Source organism: Rheinheimera hassiensis, assembly GCF_022436675.1.
GTDB lineage: Bacteria > Pseudomonadota > Gammaproteobacteria > Enterobacterales > Alteromonadaceae > Alishewanella > Alishewanella hassiensis.
Genome location: NZ_JAKUJZ010000001.1, coordinates 512,137 through 527,139, shown reverse-complemented (window position 1 = coordinate 527,139; position 15,003 = coordinate 512,137). Strand labels below are relative to the sequence as shown.

Below are 15,003 nucleotides of genomic sequence, written 5' to 3'. Positions count from 1 at the left end.
AGAGACTGGCGGCGCATTGCCGCTTAAGCTTAAAGTCAGCAGTAAAGTTAATTACTGCATGTTATGCTGCTGTTTTAGTGCGGCAAATCCGGAGGCGTGGTGTTTCAGGCAGTTATTTTCGATATGGACGGTGTGCTGATCGATTCAGAGCCGTTATGGCATCAGGCCGAGCAGGCCATTCTGGGCGGCTTGGGGGTGGATTTCACTAAACCACCACGGTTGCAAAGCACCGGGTTAACTACCGCCAGCGTCATTGCGCATTGGTATCAGAATCAGCCCTGGCCAACGTTTACACCACTGCAGGTAGAGCAACAGATTATCCAGTTTGTTGCCAACGGCGTAAAGCAAGGCGGTGTGGCCAAAACCGGTTTGCCTGCACTGCTACAGCAACTTGAGCAAGCGGCGCTGAAGATCGCCGTGGCCACTAACTCGCCGCAATTGCTGCTTGACATTACCTTGCAACGGCTGAATATCGCGCATTATTTTCAGGCCCGCTGTCATATTGAGCTGGTAAAACAAGGTAAACCGGCACCGGAAATTTATCTGTTGGCAGCGGCTAAACTGGGTGTTGCGCCACAACATTGCCTGGTGTTTGAAGACTCCTTCGCTGGCGTTACGGCCGCCAAAGCAGCCGGTATGACAGTGGTTGCCATACCGGCAGAGCATGAATGGCATCATAGTAAATTTGATATTGCTGATCATAAAATCCGCTGTTTTACTGAGTTTGACTATCAACAATTGTCACTGCGGGTAAATAGCCGGTAGCTCTGGAGCAAGTATGGATTTTTACAGCAAAATAACAGCAAGCAGGCAGTTGCAAAGTAGCGCAGCCGATTTACAAAGTGCCTTGGAGAGTGACCGGGGCCGCATTATTCACTCTGCCGCCGTACGGCGTTTACAGCAGAAAACCCAGGTATTCCCGCTGGAGCGCAACGCCGCAGTGCGCAGCCGGTTAACCCATTCGCTGGAAGTGCAACAAAGCGGTCGTTTTATTGTGCAGACTATTTTTCGCAGCCTGACACCGGAGCAACTGGAACAATATGGCCTGACAGAATTGGAGCGGCCGATAGAGTCGTTGGTTGAAATGGCCTGCCTGCTGCACGATGTCGGTAACCCACCATTTGGCCACAGTGGTGAAAGCGCCATTAATACCTGGTTTAGCCAAATACTGCCTGAACTAACCAAACAGCATAAGCTGGAAAACAACGCGCTTTGGCGTACTTTAACTACTGAATTGGCACAGTTTGAAGGTAATGCCCAGGCCATCCGGCTGGTGCACAGTTTACAGCGTATGAACCTGACCTATGCGCAAACCGCCTGTATTTTAAAATACACCCGCTGCGCCACCGCCACTAAACCCGATAAGCAGTGCAGCCTTAGCTATTTGCAAAAAAAGCCGGGATATTATTTTTCTGAGCAGCCTTTTGTTGAGCAACTGTGGCAAGCGCTTGGTACCGCGCCGGGTTGTCGCCATCCGCTGACGTATATTATGGAGGCAGCAGACGACATTTCGTATTGCCTGGCTGATATTGAAGATGCAGTAGAAAAAGGCTTATTCAGCCTCAAAGAACTGGCTCACCAGCTTAACATTGCCTTTACTGAGCTTGAGCCCAGCGGCCGTTTAATTACTACCCAGCGTGGTGGCAGCGCCAGCTTTTCGGCACTGATTAAAGCCGCGCTGGACACCGCTGAGGCTGAGCCGGTAAATTCTGTTTCGGCCTTTTTTATCAGGCTGCGCGTCATGATGATACACCCATTGGTTCGCCATGCAGCAAACCAGTTTATCAGCAATATTACGGCGGTGTATGACGGCAGTTTAAATCGTGCTCTGCTGGAAGATGGCAGCCAGTATCATGCCATTACCAGTGCCTTTAAGCAGGTTGCCCGCCAGTTTGTGTTTAACCAGCCCGAGGTAGAAACATTGGAATTGCAGGGCTTTCGTATTATTGCCGGTTTGCTTGGCAGTTATCAGCCGTTATTGCTGTTATCGCGGGCTGAGTTTGACGCTGTGTTACAAAGCGACGGTTATCATTTAGCCCAACAGCAACGGCTGGCACACCGGCTGCCAAATAAACATCTGGCGGCGTACCAACTGGCAGTGGCGCAATTAGCCCCGGACGACAACGCGCTTGAGTTGTATTACCGCTGCCGTTTATTGCAGGATTTTATCAGCGGTATGACCGACCATTTTGCGTTTGACGAGTACCAGACACTGGTGCATTGCCACCAGTAACTTTCCCTAAGATTCAGTTCCTAGGTTAATACCAATTTTGTGTAGAAGAGCTGTCCTTGCGAGAAATGATTAGATTGCTCCTACTCACACTTATAAAGTCAAACACATTGGCTAAATCTGCACCGATGATAATATCACAATGCGGGACACCAACAATCATATTAGATCTGACTCTATATAAGCCAGATCCAATCCTGACATTGATAAAACTATACACCCGATTGTTAATCTCTATATTTTCAAGTTCATCAGAGTTGGCAAACCAAGGGTAAAATAAAAATCTTTCCTGATATCGCTTAGTTAAGTATGAAAAACGGCTGCCAGTGTCAAAACAGTAACTCATTCCGTCTTCAGCCAGAAAAGTGATAATCCCTTGGTAGTATATAAAAGGAAAAATATCTCCTTTGATATTCTCAATGCTAATTCCCGAAGTGTTAAATGCTAACGGGTTATAACGAATTAAAGATGATCTTAAAGATAGTACGTTATCATCTTGGTTATCCTTTACCCAAATTTCACCTACAGCATAGCTGTCTACGCACTTAAAAACTTGCTCAGTTTTTCCAGAAAGAGTTTTTATTTCTTTGGTATCATCAGTTACGCAAGAAATTTTTTTCCTAGAAAAAACGTTAGAACTAGCTCCTGTATCAATGACAACATTTAATTCATTATCAACATATCTAAAGTCTTTGCTTAAAAAAATTTACCGTTAGCGTTATTGTAAAATTTGGAAACAGAATCAAGGCTTCTATCATCACTTAGATTGGCATTTCTTACATAAGCTATTTTACAACTATTTTTATATACCGCATCAGCACAAAAACTCTCGATATCGTTTTGTGAGTAGTCCCTGCCTGACAATAGATAGAAATTATAGCCAAATAATTCAGCCAGCTGCTCCTCCATCACTTTTGTAGGTAATAGCGCCTTAGTTATATTTTCATGAATTACCGCAGGTTTACCACATAACCCGAGCCTGTGAAGAAGCATGTTTCCGCTAACTTTTTGTTTAAATAGAGAATTTATTTCTTCATGTATATATAACTTTAACAGAGTAGGATCTTTTACTACCTCACTAGAAAAAATGTGAGCAAGTACTCCCCCCATCATACTGTCAAAGTTCGTACCTATTTTTTTATTTTTCTTTCTTAAAATTGAAAAATTAGTGCAGTAATCATTCATGTTCGGGTTTAACAAAAATTGCTCAGCAAGCGAATTGGTCCACCTACCTTCGAATGGAATGTCTAAGGCTCTGTTTAGTATTCGATATGAATTCAGCGTTATCAGGCTTGCAGCATACTCATTAACTAAAAGATCGCTGAGTTCAGAGTTACCCTTGAAAGGGGGGTACAGTATATGGAAATTTTCATGCATCAATGAAGCTAGTCCAGTAGCAATGCTATATTTTGAACTTTCATTAAAGGCAGCATTAACTGGAATGTAAATAGTTATGCAGGGATTAATATCTGCTTCTAGATCATAACTCTTATTTTTGTCGACAATAATAAGGCAGTAATTCCTACCATATAGTGAGTAATAGTCAAAGCCTTGTGATTCTTTTGCTGTTCGTCTGAGTTTAAAAAAAGCATCGTGAGTTAATTTCGCATACTGTTCATAGTCAATTCTATTAATATCACAATCAATACTAACGCTAATATTTTCGTCTTTTAAATTATAGCAATTTTCAATATTTATTGATTTTTTATTTCCGATGTTGCTGCTTTTTAGTGTTTCACGCCCATCTTTATAATATTCGTAACTATAATTAGCATATATACAAAAAGGGCACAGAGCTAAGAGTAATAAAATTTTTTTTAACATTAAGTACCTCTCGAAGAGCTTGGCGGTGCTTCCGCCAAGCTGGCATTTTACCTATCTACTTGCTCTGCGCCACCACCACCGATATTGCCGCTACGATACGAGTATGTAGAAGCCGCAAGTGTATTTCCTGAATATTGCACTGCGGTAGTAATACCCCCTGAAGTTCCACCAAAATTTGGCTCGATATCTACGATCTCTGCACTAAATTCATCAATGCTATCGTAAGTTAAAACCCATGATTTTACTGCAGAAGGGTTTGTAAATTTTGCACTGCTTTGAGTGTCAATGAGGTAGGCAAAAGTTTTCCTCGCAACTTCATTGCCGAATGACTTAAGAATAACTGTCACCTGCCCTGGTTTGTTGGTTACAAACGCATTTTGCCCGGTGTAGTTTATGCCGAATTGGCTAAAATCTAGTTCAATCAGTTCGTCGTTGACGTATGCATAGAGTTCTTTTCGCTGATTCCCTTCGTGATCGATCTTAAAGTTTACCGTAACCTCAGCTCCCGCAGAAGTTTCACATTCCATGTTATTACAAGTCGTTGATACGCGCGCTGACGCACTACCAGCACAACCTGAAATTACGAAACTTGAAGCGCAGCATAGCGGTTTCTGTCATTTGCATGTTGCTTCATGCTCAGCTTTTAAATTTAATCAGCCAGTCTGTTATTTTAGTAGCCAGCTTGCCATAGGGCGGCAGCAACATGCTGACGCTGTTAAAGGCGCCCTGATAAAACACCGGCCGCAGTTTGGAAAAGGTAATAAAACCTTCGTAGCCGTGATAGTGCCCCATGCCACTTTGGCCAATGCCACCAAAGGGTAAGTCGTGCTGGCTGACATGCAAAATAGCGTGATTAACCGTTACGCCACCCGACATGACTTGTTCAAGATAAAATTGCTGCAGCGCTTTATCATAACTAAACGGGTAAAATGCCAGTGGCCTTGGTTTAGCGTTAATATAGTTAACTACGTCGGTTTTATCGCGGTAGGTTTTTACCGGCAGCAACGGGCCGAAAATTTCACGCTGCATCACCAGCATATCGTCGGTAACATTAAACAACAGTGTAAGCGGAAATTTTCGCAGCCCCGCTGCTGTAGTTTGGCCCGGCATCAGGTTTACCGCAGTGGCACCTTTAGCAATGGCATCGTCCAGCGTGTGCTGTAGGCGCTGGTAAGCGCGCTGGTCAATAATAGCTGTGTAATCGTTATGGTTAATGTCGGGGTAACGCTGTGCCACCAGCTTTAACGCCAGCTCGCTAAAGGTTTGCTCGCTGCCGTGCGGTAAAAACAGATAATCGACATTGGTACAAATTTGCCCGGCATTAAACGCCTTGGCCCATAAAATGCGATCGGCAGCTTTTTGTAGCGGGAAATCCGGCGCGATAACAGCGGGCGATTTCCCGCCCAACTCCAGGGTTACCGGGGTCAGGTTTTTTGCGGCGCTGGCCATAACAGCTTTGCCGGTTTGCGCAGAGCCGGTAAAAAACAGATGATCAAACGGCTGTGCTGAAAAGGCCGGGCCGCTGCCGTCGTTGTCGGTAAAAAACTGCAGTTTGTCGGACGCAAAGTATTTTGGCGTCAGCTCAATTAACAACTGTGCCAGCTGGCCGGAGTTCTCCGACATTTTTACCATGGCGCGGTTACCGGCAGCAAAAATGGCGACCAGTGGCGACAGTGCCAGCATGATTGGGAAGTTCCACGGTACAATTACGCCAACCACGCCCAGCGGTTGTGGCAGCACTTTGCAGCTTGAGGTTGGAAACAATAAACGGTCAATGTGACGCCGCTGTGGCTTAAGCCATTTTTTCAGCTGTTTTTTCGTGCGGCTAATATCTTCCAGCACCATTAAAATTTCAGAAAAGCGGGTTTCAAACCGGCAACGGCTGCCGTAATCAGCATTTACCGCGTCAACCAGCGCAGTTTCGTTGTCGCTTACCAGTGCCGCCAGCGCAGTTAAATCGGCAAGGCGCTGCTGGTAACCAGGCACTGGGTTGGCATGATAAGCCTGGCGCTGCAGTGTCAAAGCCTCGGCAAACAGCGAAAAAGAGGGGTGGGTTTCTGCGCTATTATCAGCGGGCAGATGCATAGCAAACTCCAAAAAAATAACAAAAACCCGTTAAGCGCCCGGGTTCAGCCCATTGGCTGCAGTTAACCCGCAGCAATAGCGCTGGCCGAATCACGGCATACCAGCACCGGCTCAAATACATTCTTTAACTGTAGCGCCTGTTGCTGGTAAATATTTTTTAGTACCCAGCGTGCTGCCATACGGCCCATTTCGCCGATTGGGTAGTCAATAGTGGTAAGTTTGGGGTAAATGTAGCGTGCCAGGATCAGGTTATCAAAACCGACGATGGATAAGTCGTACGGCACATTCAGGCCGTGGGTGCGTGCTACTTCCATCGCGCCGGCTGCCATTTCATCGTTGGCGCATACCAGTGCCGTAAATGGTAAGCCTTTAGCCAGCAACTGTTGCATACAGGCGCTGCCGCTGCTGTCCTGAAAATCACCTTCGGCCAGTAAGGCCGGGTTAAAACTCAGGCCATGCTCTGTCATGGCGCGTAAGTGGCCGTTGTAGCGTTCTTTGGCATCGCTTTTCCACATTGGCCCAGCCATATAGGCCAGTTGCTTATGGCCTTGCTGCAGTAATTGCTTTGTCGCCAGATAACCGCCCAGCTCGTTATCCAGACTGATGCAATTATTTGCCAGTCGCGGAATAAAACGGTTAATCAGCACTATTGGCATGTTGCCACTTGCCAGTTTAATCAGATAGTCGTCGGATACCGCTTCAACATGCAAAATCAGCGCATCACAGCTACGGCTGATTAAAAACTCAATACCGTCTTTTTCACTGGCTTCTTCGCTGTGGCCGGCAGCAATAATAACGTGCTTACCAGCTGCGCGGCATTCGTTCTCAATGCCGCTTAGCATTTCACCATAAAAAGGGCCATGTAGCTCTGATACCAGAATACCCACGCTGTTAGAGCGGTTTGACGCCAGCGATTGCGCAATAGAATTGGGCCGGTAGCCCAGTTGCTCCATTGCCGCCAGCACTTTATTGCGGGTGGCTTCGCTGACACGGGCGTTATTATTCATTACCCGGGATACTGTCGCCAGCGATACCCCGGCTAATTCTGATACTTGGTAAATGGTTGCCATTGCCTGCCTGCGTAATAACGTTTATGTAGTTACTCTAGCATGCTCGGGTGCAATGCCACCAGCGCGCAGCGCCAGCTGACGGTGGATATCCAATACCCGTGGCCCGGTTAAGCGATAACGGCTCATGACTACTGCTACCAGTACTGAGCCAATAGCAGGCAGTACCGTAAAGCTGAGTAAAATACCCTGCTGTGCCGCTGCGGTTTGCGGCACGTCGGCCTGATAACCGTAGCCGGCCAGTAACCAGCCTGCCAGTGCACCACCTAACGCCAGCCCTAATTTGATAAAGAACACGATAGACGAGTACACCAGGCCGGTAATACGAATGCCGGTTTTATAGTGGCCGTAGTCAACGGTGTCGGCCATTTTTGCCCACAACAGTGGCGTGGCCATTTGTAAAAAGAAGCCCCAGAGAAAATACAGCGCAAATGCCAGTACCAGTTGCTCGCTGCCGATAAAAAAGCTCAGTATACAAATGACTGCAGAGATCAACTGCAAACCAATATAGGCTTTTACTTTATCGACGTAACGACTAAGCCACTGGGCTACAGCGCATCCGGCGATATTGCCAATCATGCCCAGCGTAACAAAAGCCGTGATTAAATCTTCACGGCCTAAAAAGTATTTAACATAGTAAATAGCCAGAGTGGTACGCAGCACCATGCCGGTAAGCAGAAAAAACGCAGCGACACACAAAATACGCCACTGATCATTTTGCCACAGCGAAGCAAAACTGCTGCGCAGTGTAAGCTGCTGATCAGCCGGTGGCAGCACCCTTTCACGGGTGCCGGCAAAGCAGAGTAAAAACAGCACCAGGCCCAATACGCTCATAGCGGCGATAGTAAGCTGATAACCTTTAGCGTTATCGCCATTACCAAAGAAGTTAACCAGCGGCAGTGTACATGCCGTAACCAGCAAGCCACCCAGCATACCAAACACAAAACGGTAAGACTGCACAGACACCCGCTCGGTTGGATCGGCTGTTAACACACCACCGAGCGCAGAATACGGAATATTAATGGCGGTGTAAGCCAGCATCAGCAGGGTGTAAGTAGCAAAAGCGTAGATAACTTTGCCGTTGGCAGATAAATCCGGTGTGGTAAACGCCAGCACACTGCACAGGGCAAAGGGTAATGCCAGCCAGAGCAAATAGGGCCGGTATTTACCGTGGCGGCTTTTGGTTTTATCTGCCATTGCACCCATTAACGGGTCGGTTACCGCATCAATAATGCGCACCAGCAAAAACATGCTGCCTACCACCGCCGGCGAAATACCAAAAATATCGGTGTAGAAAAAGGTTAAAAACAGCATTACCGTCTGAAACACAATATTGCTTGCGGTGTCGCCAAGGCCGTAGGCCACTTTTTCCCGTTTTGTCAGCATACTAACCCCGTGATAACTGCTTTATTATTATTTTTTACGCCCGGCGAACACTTCTCGCAGTGCTATAGCACTGTCTTTTAATGTGCGCTGTTGTGTAGCGTAATCGACATAGACTATACCAAAACGCTTGGCATAACCTTCGGCCCACTCAAAATTGTCCATCAGGCTCCAGGCAAAGTAGCCATCAATACGCATACCGGCTGTAATGGCATCTTCAGTGGCTTGTAAGTGCTGTTCAAAGTACTTAACCCGCTGCGTGTCCTGCACCTGTCCAAGATGCATACTGTCAGGTATGGCGGCACCGTTTTCGGTAATATACACCGGCGGCAGCTTATAGCGCTTATGTATTGCCAGTAATATTTCAGTTAAGCCCTGCGGATAAATTTCCCAGCCCATATCTGTTAACGGTGGCGTGGTGGGCGGTACATCGCTAAACCAGCCTTTGCTGTTAGCACGATACACGGTGCGGGTGTAGTAATTTACACCGAGAAAATCCAGTGGCTGGGCAATAATAGCCATATCGCCGTGTTGAATTTGTGGCTGCTCTGCCGCGGGCAATTGTTGCAGCAGTGCCGGATAACAGCCTTCCATTAACGGTTGCAGGTACCATTGGTTGTGGTACTGATCGGCCATATCGGCGGCGCGGATATCCGCTTCGCTGTTGCTGGCAGCATGACAGGGGCTGAAGTTCAGTACTATGCCGTTAAGTGCCCGTGGCGCGTTTTTCTGCAATACCGGCATGGCCAAACCATGTGCCAGCAATAAATGGTGCGCTACCTGCCTGCCTTGCTGGCGGTTTTGCACGCCAGGGGCATGAATACCGGCTTCATAGCTTAAATAAGCACTACAAAACGGCTCATTTAATGTGGCGTAAGAATACACTCTGTCGCCAAAAGCCCGGCTAACAATATCGGCGTATTCTGCAAATTTATAGGCAGTGGTGCGGTTAAGCCAGCCGCCGTTATCTTGCAGGTACTGCGGTAAATCCCAGTGATATAGCGTAACAAAAGCTTTGATATTGCGTTCGTTTAACGCATCAAGCAGTCGCAGGTAAAAATTCAGCCCGGCCTGGTTTATGCTGCCGTCGGCATTAATTACCCGGCCCCACGACACTGAAAAGCGGTAGGCATCTACACCCAGCGCGGCAATCAGCTCAACATCGTCACGCCAGCGTGCGATATGGTCGCAGGCAACCAGGCCGTTTGAGCCATCTTTAATCCGGCCGGGTTGCGCACAAAACGTGTCCCAGATGCAGGCCTCGCGGCTATCGGCGGCCCCTTCAATCTGAAACGATGCAGTGGCAACACCAAACACAAAGTCAGGTTTAAGTAAGGGTGAGCTGTTGGCTAAGGTTATTTTCATCGGTTTTGCTGTCTTCCGGTCGTATTGTTACGGGCTGCTGAGCGACAAAAGGATTGCCAACAGCGTGATATATGCTATAAATGAAAGCGCTTACATAATACTAGACGGCGACAAAGCGCGCGTCAATGAAAAACATAAAACACCGGGGAGGACAAGATGGCTGTAACACCAACGCTTAGCGAGGCTGCGCCACAGGCTGCATCAGGCCAGCTCAACTACAGATTTGCTTTAACATCGTTAACCACGTTATTTTTTATGTGGGGCTTTATTACCTGTCTGAATGACATTCTGGTGCCTTATCTCAAAGGCTTGTTCGATCTCAGTTACACGCAGGCGTTGTTGATTCAGTTTTGTTTTTTCAGTGCTTATTTTGTGGTTTCTGTGCCTGCTGGTATGTTGGTAAGCCGTATTGGCTATCAGTCGGGTATCGTTACCGGCCTGCTGATTGCCGGTGCCGGTTGTCTGTTGTTTTACCCTGCCGCAGCCGCGCATTACTACCCGCTGTTTCTGATCGCGCTGTTTGTGTTAGCCGCCGGTATTACCATTTTGCAGGTTGCTGCTAACCCCTATGTTAGTGTGCTGGGCCGACCTGAAACGGCTTCCAGCCGTTTAACCATGACGCAAGCTTTTAACTCACTGGGTACGACTTTAGCGCCCTTTTTTGGTGCTTGGTTAATTTTTGGTGGTATGGAAGCGCCCACGCCGGGCGAGGTCACCGAATCGACCGTGCAAATGCCTTACCTGCTGCTGGCTGCAGTGCTGATTATAATGGCCCTGATTTTTGCCTTTTTACGCCTGCCAAAACTGGGCAAAAAAGACGTTAACCTGGATATCAGCAGTGGCTCTGCCTGGCGTTACCGGCATTTGGTGCTGGGTGCTGTGGGTATTTTTGTTTATGTGGGTGCCGAAGTAGGGATTGGCAGTTTTCTGGTTAGCTTTATTACCCAGCCTGATATCAGCAGCCTGGATGCTCAAAAAGCATCACATTATATTGCCTGGTATTTTGGCGGCGCTATGGTTGGTCGTTTTATCGGTGCTTATGTTATGCAATATATTGCCCCTGGCAAGGTTTTGGCGTTTAACGCGGTGTGTGCCGTGATTCTGCTGGCGCTGACGATCAGCAGCAGTGGCAGTCTGGCTATGTGGGCGCTGTTACTGGTGGGCTTATGTAACTCTATTATGTTCCCAACTATTTTCAGCCTGGCTATTCACGGCTTAAAGCAACACACCGGTCAGGGCTCGGGCATTTTATGTCTGGCGATTGTCGGTGGTGCAGTGCTGCCACTGGCGCAGGCGCGGCTGGCTGACACGGTTAACGTGCAGATCGCTTTTATTATTCCTTTGCTGTGTTATGTATTTATTGCCTGGTACGGCGCGGTTGGCAGCAAACCGCGTGCTGTGGCGTAACGGAGAACCCCCTATGACATTTCGCCTGAAACTTTCACTATTAAGTTTAAGTTGCGCTGTCATTTTGACAGCCTGCGCCAAAGCCCCAACAGAGCCTGACACTGTGACAGATAAAACCGCTGCCATTTGGCCAGAATTACAATTACCTGTAGCAAAAGATGCCGCTATGGAGCAAAAAATCAGCGATATTATGGCAGGCATGACGCTGCAGCATAAAATTGCCCAGATGATCCAGCCGGAAATCCGCGATATTACCGTTGAAGATATGCGCAAATATGGCTTTGGCTCATTTTTAAACGGTGGCGGTGCTTTTCCAAACGATAATAAACATGCCACGCCTGCCGACTGGATAGCTCTGGCCGAGGCGATGTATCAGGCATCAATAGATGACAGTCTGGACGGCAGCCGTATTCCAACGATGTGGGGCACTGATGCCGTACACGGCCATAATAATGTGATTGGTGCGACATTATTTCCACACAATATTGGCCTGGGCGCGGCAAATAACCCGGCATTAATTGAAAAAATTGCCAAAGTAACCGCCCGCGAAGTGATGGTTACCGGTATTGACTGGGTATTTGCACCCACGGTTGCGGTGGTACGTGATGATCGCTGGGGCCGCACCTATGAAGGTTACTCGGAAGACCCCGACATAGTGCACGACTACGCTGCCGCTATTGTTACTGGTTTACAGGGCGCGGCAGATCAGGATTTTCTCGGCGATGAGCGGGTGATCAGCACTGTTAAGCACTTTGTTGGCGATGGCGGCACTTTAGGTGGTGATGATCAGGGCGATAATATTGCCAGTGAGCACGAGCTGTTCAGCATTCATGCCCAGGGCTACGTGGGCGGCCTGCAGGCTGGCGCACAAAGTGTTATGGCGTCATTTAACAGCTGGCACGGCAGTAAAATTCATGGTGATAAATACCTGCTAACCGACGTATTGAAAACCCGGATGGGCTTTGATGGCTTTGTGGTAGGTGACTGGAACGGCCATGGCCAGATCCCCGGTTGCACTAATGATAACTGCGCCCAGGCCGCACTGGCCGGGCTGGACGTTTACATGGTGCCAACGGCAGCCTGGAAACCGCTGTACTATAACCTGATTGAGCAAGTTGAAAACGGCGCTATTCCACTTAGCCGGATTGACGATGCGGTACGGCGTATTTTACGCGTAAAACTGCGTGCCGGTTTATTTGATAAACCCAGCCCGGCGAAGCGGCCATTGTCGGGTAAAACTGAATTAATCGGCTCTGCTGAGCATCGCGCTGTAGCGCGTGAAGCGGTGCAGCAATCCCTGGTGTTGCTGAAAAACAACGACGCTATTTTGCCGCTAAACCCTAAGCAACGTATTTTGGTTACCGGTGAAGGTGCCGACAATATTGGCATGCAGTCGGGTGGGTGGACTATCAGTTGGCAGGGCACCGGCAACACTAACAGCGATTTTCCCGGCGGCAGTTCAATTTATGCCGGTATTAAGCAGGCGGTAGATGCCGCAGGCGGAAGCACCGAGCTAAGCACCGATGGCAGCTACAGTAACAAACCTGACGTAGCGGTGGTGGTATTTGGTGAGCAACCCTACGCCGAAGGTAATGGCGATCTGGACAACTTAGAGTATCAGCGTGGCAATAAAACCGATTTAGCCCTGCTGCGTAAACTTAAAGCCGATGGCATTAAAGTGGTGTCGCTGTTTATCAGTGGCCGCCCGCTGTGGGTTAACCCCGAACTTAATGCCTCTGATGCGTTTGTCGCAGTATGGTTGCCGGGTAGCGAAGGTGCCGGTGTGGCCGATGTTGTTATGGCAAAAGCAGACGGCAGTGCTAATGTCGATTTTCGCGGTAAGTTATCTTTCAGCTGGCCTGCCACCGCGCAGCAAATGGTAAACCGGCATGATGCTGACTATCAGCCGCTGCTGCCATATGGCTTTGGTTTGCGCTACGGCGATGCCAGCACGCTGAGCAATGCTCTGCAAGAGCAGGTCGCCACGGATACAACGCTGGACGACCTGGTACTGTTTGAGCGGGCAGTAAAAGCGCCGTATCAGTTGCAGTTACACAGTGGTGCAGAAACGCAGGCCGTAGTAAGCAGCGTGCAGCAGCTGGGAAATATTGCCATGCGCACTTTTGATAAAGCTGTGCAGGAAGACGCGCGTCGTTTTGCCTTTAGCGGTCAAGCCAAAGTGTCACTAAGCAGTGCTTTCCCGGCCGATTTACGCTCTTACCAGGAAGCCGGTAGTGCGCTGGTGTTGCAGGTAAAACGCAGCGGCGCAGTGCCTGACAGCGTAATGCTGGGTATGGACTGCGCGCAAAACTGTAGTAGTGCGGTTAATATTGCACCACAACTGCAGGCTCTGGCCGATGAAGAGTGGCATACCCTCAGCGTTGATTTAGCCTGCTTTGCACGGCAAGGCGTTGACTTCAGCCAGATTTTCACGCCGGTATCATTAGCCACAACAGCGCCGCTGGTGCTAAGCTTGGCTGATATCCGGCTGAAACCTGCTGCGGCAGGCAACGCTACTCTTTCCTGCAACGGAGACTAAAAATATGCGCCGTTACCTCGTGACCCTGCTTGCCAGCGCTGTGCTGGTAAGCTGTAGCACCACAGTGCCACCAGAGCCAGATGAACAAAGCGTGGCACAACATCAGCCTGATGCGATTGACAGCTCAGACTGGCAACTGGTGTGGCAGGACGAGTTTGACAGCAACAGTATTGACCAGAGCAAATGGAGCTTTGAACAAAACTGCTGGGGTGGGGGTAACGACGAGCAACAGTGTTATACCGACAGGCCGGAAAATGCCTATGTCGATAACGGCGTGCTCAATATAGTGGCACGCAAAGAAACGTTCACCGGCCCGGCGTTAAACGAAGATGCCCCGGATTTTAGCCCGCATCAGCGTAAAACCTTGCCGTATACGTCGGCAAGGCTGCGCAGTAAAGGTAAAGGCGACTGGTTATATGGCCGCTTTGAAATCCGGGCAAAATTGCCAAAAGGCCAGGGTAGCTGGCCGGCAATATGGATGCTGCCAACAGACTGGCAATACGGCCCCTGGCCGTTATCCGGTGAAATAGACATTATGGAAGCGGTAAACCTGGGGTCTATCTCTGATGAACCCAGTGCGCTGGCTGATGAGCCAGAGCGGCGTATTCATGGCACCTTACATTATGGCGAGCCGTGGCCAGACAATATCCACAGTGGCCAGAGTTATAAACTGCCCGACGGGCAAAGCCCGGCTGACGATTTTCATACCTACGCCATAGAATGGCAGCCGGGTGAAATTCGCTGGTATGTCGATGATGTATTGTATGCCACGCAAAAAAGCAGTGAATGGCACGCTGGCGCTGTGACACTAAAAACCGCCTTGCCCAGGCATGCCCCTTTTGACCAGCCTTTTCATTTACTGCTGAATTTAGCGGTGGGTGGCAATTGGGCAGGCTCAGTAAATGAAACCGGCATTGACCCCAATGCCTACCCGCAAAGCCTGCAAATTGACTATGTGCGGGTATATCAGCGCCAGAAACCCTAATAGTTTAGTCAACCAAACTCTTTAAAGCCGCTTATTACAGCGGCTTTTCATTAAATGCTGCCAGTACTGCTAGCGCCCTATCGGCTTATTATACCCATATAGAAGTTATGGTTTGATG

11 protein-coding genes are annotated in these 15,003 nt (G+C 48.7%); 5 read left to right on the top strand and 6 right to left on the bottom strand.

All coding sequences use genetic code 11. The features are described 5' to 3' along the window. The first annotated feature begins 99 nt into the window (after window positions 1-99). Window positions 100-765, top strand: a complete 666-nt coding sequence (gene hxpB, locus MJX74_RS02260) for a hexitol phosphatase HxpB (RefSeq protein WP_240220517.1) — start codon at window positions 100-102, stop codon at window positions 763-765. Window positions 766-778: 13 nt separating this feature from the next. Then, entirely contained in the window at window positions 779-2,233 is a 1,455-nt protein-coding gene (gene dgt / locus MJX74_RS02255) for a dGTPase (protein WP_240220515.1), read from the top strand. Between the two features lie 693 nt (window positions 2,234-2,926). Here dgt and MJX74_RS02250 read toward each other — a convergent pair. The 6 genes from MJX74_RS02250 to MJX74_RS02225 all read right to left on the bottom strand — a co-directional run bounded on the left by MJX74_RS02250 (window position 2,927) and on the right by MJX74_RS02225 (window position 9,954). Continuing rightward, the gene (locus MJX74_RS02250) at window positions 2,927-4,054 is read right to left on the bottom strand and encodes a hypothetical protein (protein WP_240220512.1); all 1,128 of its coding nucleotides are present in this window, start codon (window positions 4,052-4,054) and stop codon (window positions 2,927-2,929) included. A 47-nt stretch (window positions 4,055-4,101) separates the two neighbouring features. Beyond that, window positions 4,102-4,581 carry a hypothetical protein gene (locus MJX74_RS02245; RefSeq protein WP_240220510.1) on the bottom strand — a complete coding sequence of 160 codons (480 nt, stop codon included), beginning with the start codon at window positions 4,579-4,581 and terminating at the stop codon, window positions 4,102-4,104. 109 nt (window positions 4,582-4,690) lie between these two features. After that, complete coding sequence (locus tag MJX74_RS02240) at window positions 4,691-6,139, bottom strand: coniferyl aldehyde dehydrogenase (RefSeq protein ID WP_240220508.1); 1,449 nt, start codon at window positions 6,137-6,139, stop codon at window positions 4,691-4,693. A gap of 62 nt (window positions 6,140-6,201) precedes the next feature. Beyond that, window positions 6,202-7,209, bottom strand: a complete 1,008-nt coding sequence (locus MJX74_RS02235; protein ID WP_240220506.1) for a LacI family DNA-binding transcriptional regulator — start codon at window positions 7,207-7,209, stop codon at window positions 6,202-6,204. A 21-nt stretch (window positions 7,210-7,230) separates the two neighbouring features. Then, complete coding sequence (locus MJX74_RS02230; RefSeq protein ID WP_240220504.1) at window positions 7,231-8,592, bottom strand: glycoside-pentoside-hexuronide (GPH):cation symporter; 1,362 nt, start codon at window positions 8,590-8,592, stop codon at window positions 7,231-7,233. A 27-nt stretch (window positions 8,593-8,619) separates the two neighbouring features. Beyond that, window positions 8,620-9,954 carry a GH1 family beta-glucosidase gene (locus MJX74_RS02225; RefSeq protein WP_240220503.1) on the bottom strand — a complete coding sequence of 445 codons (1,335 nt, stop codon included), beginning with the start codon at window positions 9,952-9,954 and terminating at the stop codon, window positions 8,620-8,622. Between the two features lie 156 nt (window positions 9,955-10,110). Between MJX74_RS02225 and MJX74_RS02220 the strand changes: the two genes are divergently transcribed. From MJX74_RS02220 to MJX74_RS02210, 3 genes are read left to right on the top strand one after another with little or no spacing between them, the layout of a single operon-like run. Beyond that, window positions 10,111-11,361: a sugar MFS transporter gene (locus MJX74_RS02220; RefSeq protein WP_240220502.1), complete on the top strand. Its 1,251-nt coding sequence runs from the start codon at window positions 10,111-10,113 to the stop codon at window positions 11,359-11,361. A 13-nt stretch (window positions 11,362-11,374) separates the two neighbouring features. Beyond that, window positions 11,375-13,900: a glycoside hydrolase family 3 protein gene (locus MJX74_RS02215; RefSeq protein WP_240220501.1), complete on the top strand. Its 2,526-nt coding sequence runs from the start codon at window positions 11,375-11,377 to the stop codon at window positions 13,898-13,900. Window positions 13,901-13,904: 4 nt separating this feature from the next. After that, entirely contained in the window at window positions 13,905-14,885 is a 981-nt protein-coding gene (locus tag MJX74_RS02210) for a glycoside hydrolase family 16 protein (protein ID WP_240220500.1), read from the top strand. The last annotated feature ends 118 nt before the right edge of the window (window positions 14,886-15,003 follow it).

What these genes read in the sequence shown, in the direction of transcription:
- dgt (WP_240220515.1), top strand. Translation starts at nt 779, where the DNA reads ATGGATTTTTACAGCAAAATAACAGCAAGCAGGCAGTTGCAAAGTAGC.
- MJX74_RS02250 (WP_240220512.1), bottom strand. Translation starts at nt 4,054, where the DNA reads ATGTTAAAAAAAATTTTATTACTCTTAGCTCTGTGCCCTTTTTGTATA.
- MJX74_RS02245 (WP_240220510.1), bottom strand. Translation starts at nt 4,581, where the DNA reads ATGGAATGTGAAACTTCTGCGGGAGCTGAGGTTACGGTAAACTTTAAG.
- MJX74_RS02240 (WP_240220508.1), bottom strand. Translation starts at nt 6,139, where the DNA reads ATGCATCTGCCCGCTGATAATAGCGCAGAAACCCACCCCTCTTTTTCG.
- MJX74_RS02235 (WP_240220506.1), bottom strand. Translation starts at nt 7,209, where the DNA reads ATGGCAACCATTTACCAAGTATCAGAATTAGCCGGGGTATCGCTGGCG.
- MJX74_RS02230 (WP_240220504.1), bottom strand. Translation starts at nt 8,592, where the DNA reads ATGCTGACAAAACGGGAAAAAGTGGCCTACGGCCTTGGCGACACCGCA.
- MJX74_RS02225 (WP_240220503.1), bottom strand. Translation starts at nt 9,954, where the DNA reads ATGAAAATAACCTTAGCCAACAGCTCACCCTTACTTAAACCTGACTTT.
- MJX74_RS02220 (WP_240220502.1), top strand. Translation starts at nt 10,111, where the DNA reads ATGGCTGTAACACCAACGCTTAGCGAGGCTGCGCCACAGGCTGCATCA.
- MJX74_RS02215 (WP_240220501.1), top strand. Translation starts at nt 11,375, where the DNA reads ATGACATTTCGCCTGAAACTTTCACTATTAAGTTTAAGTTGCGCTGTC.
- MJX74_RS02210 (WP_240220500.1), top strand. Translation starts at nt 13,905, where the DNA reads ATGCGCCGTTACCTCGTGACCCTGCTTGCCAGCGCTGTGCTGGTAAGC.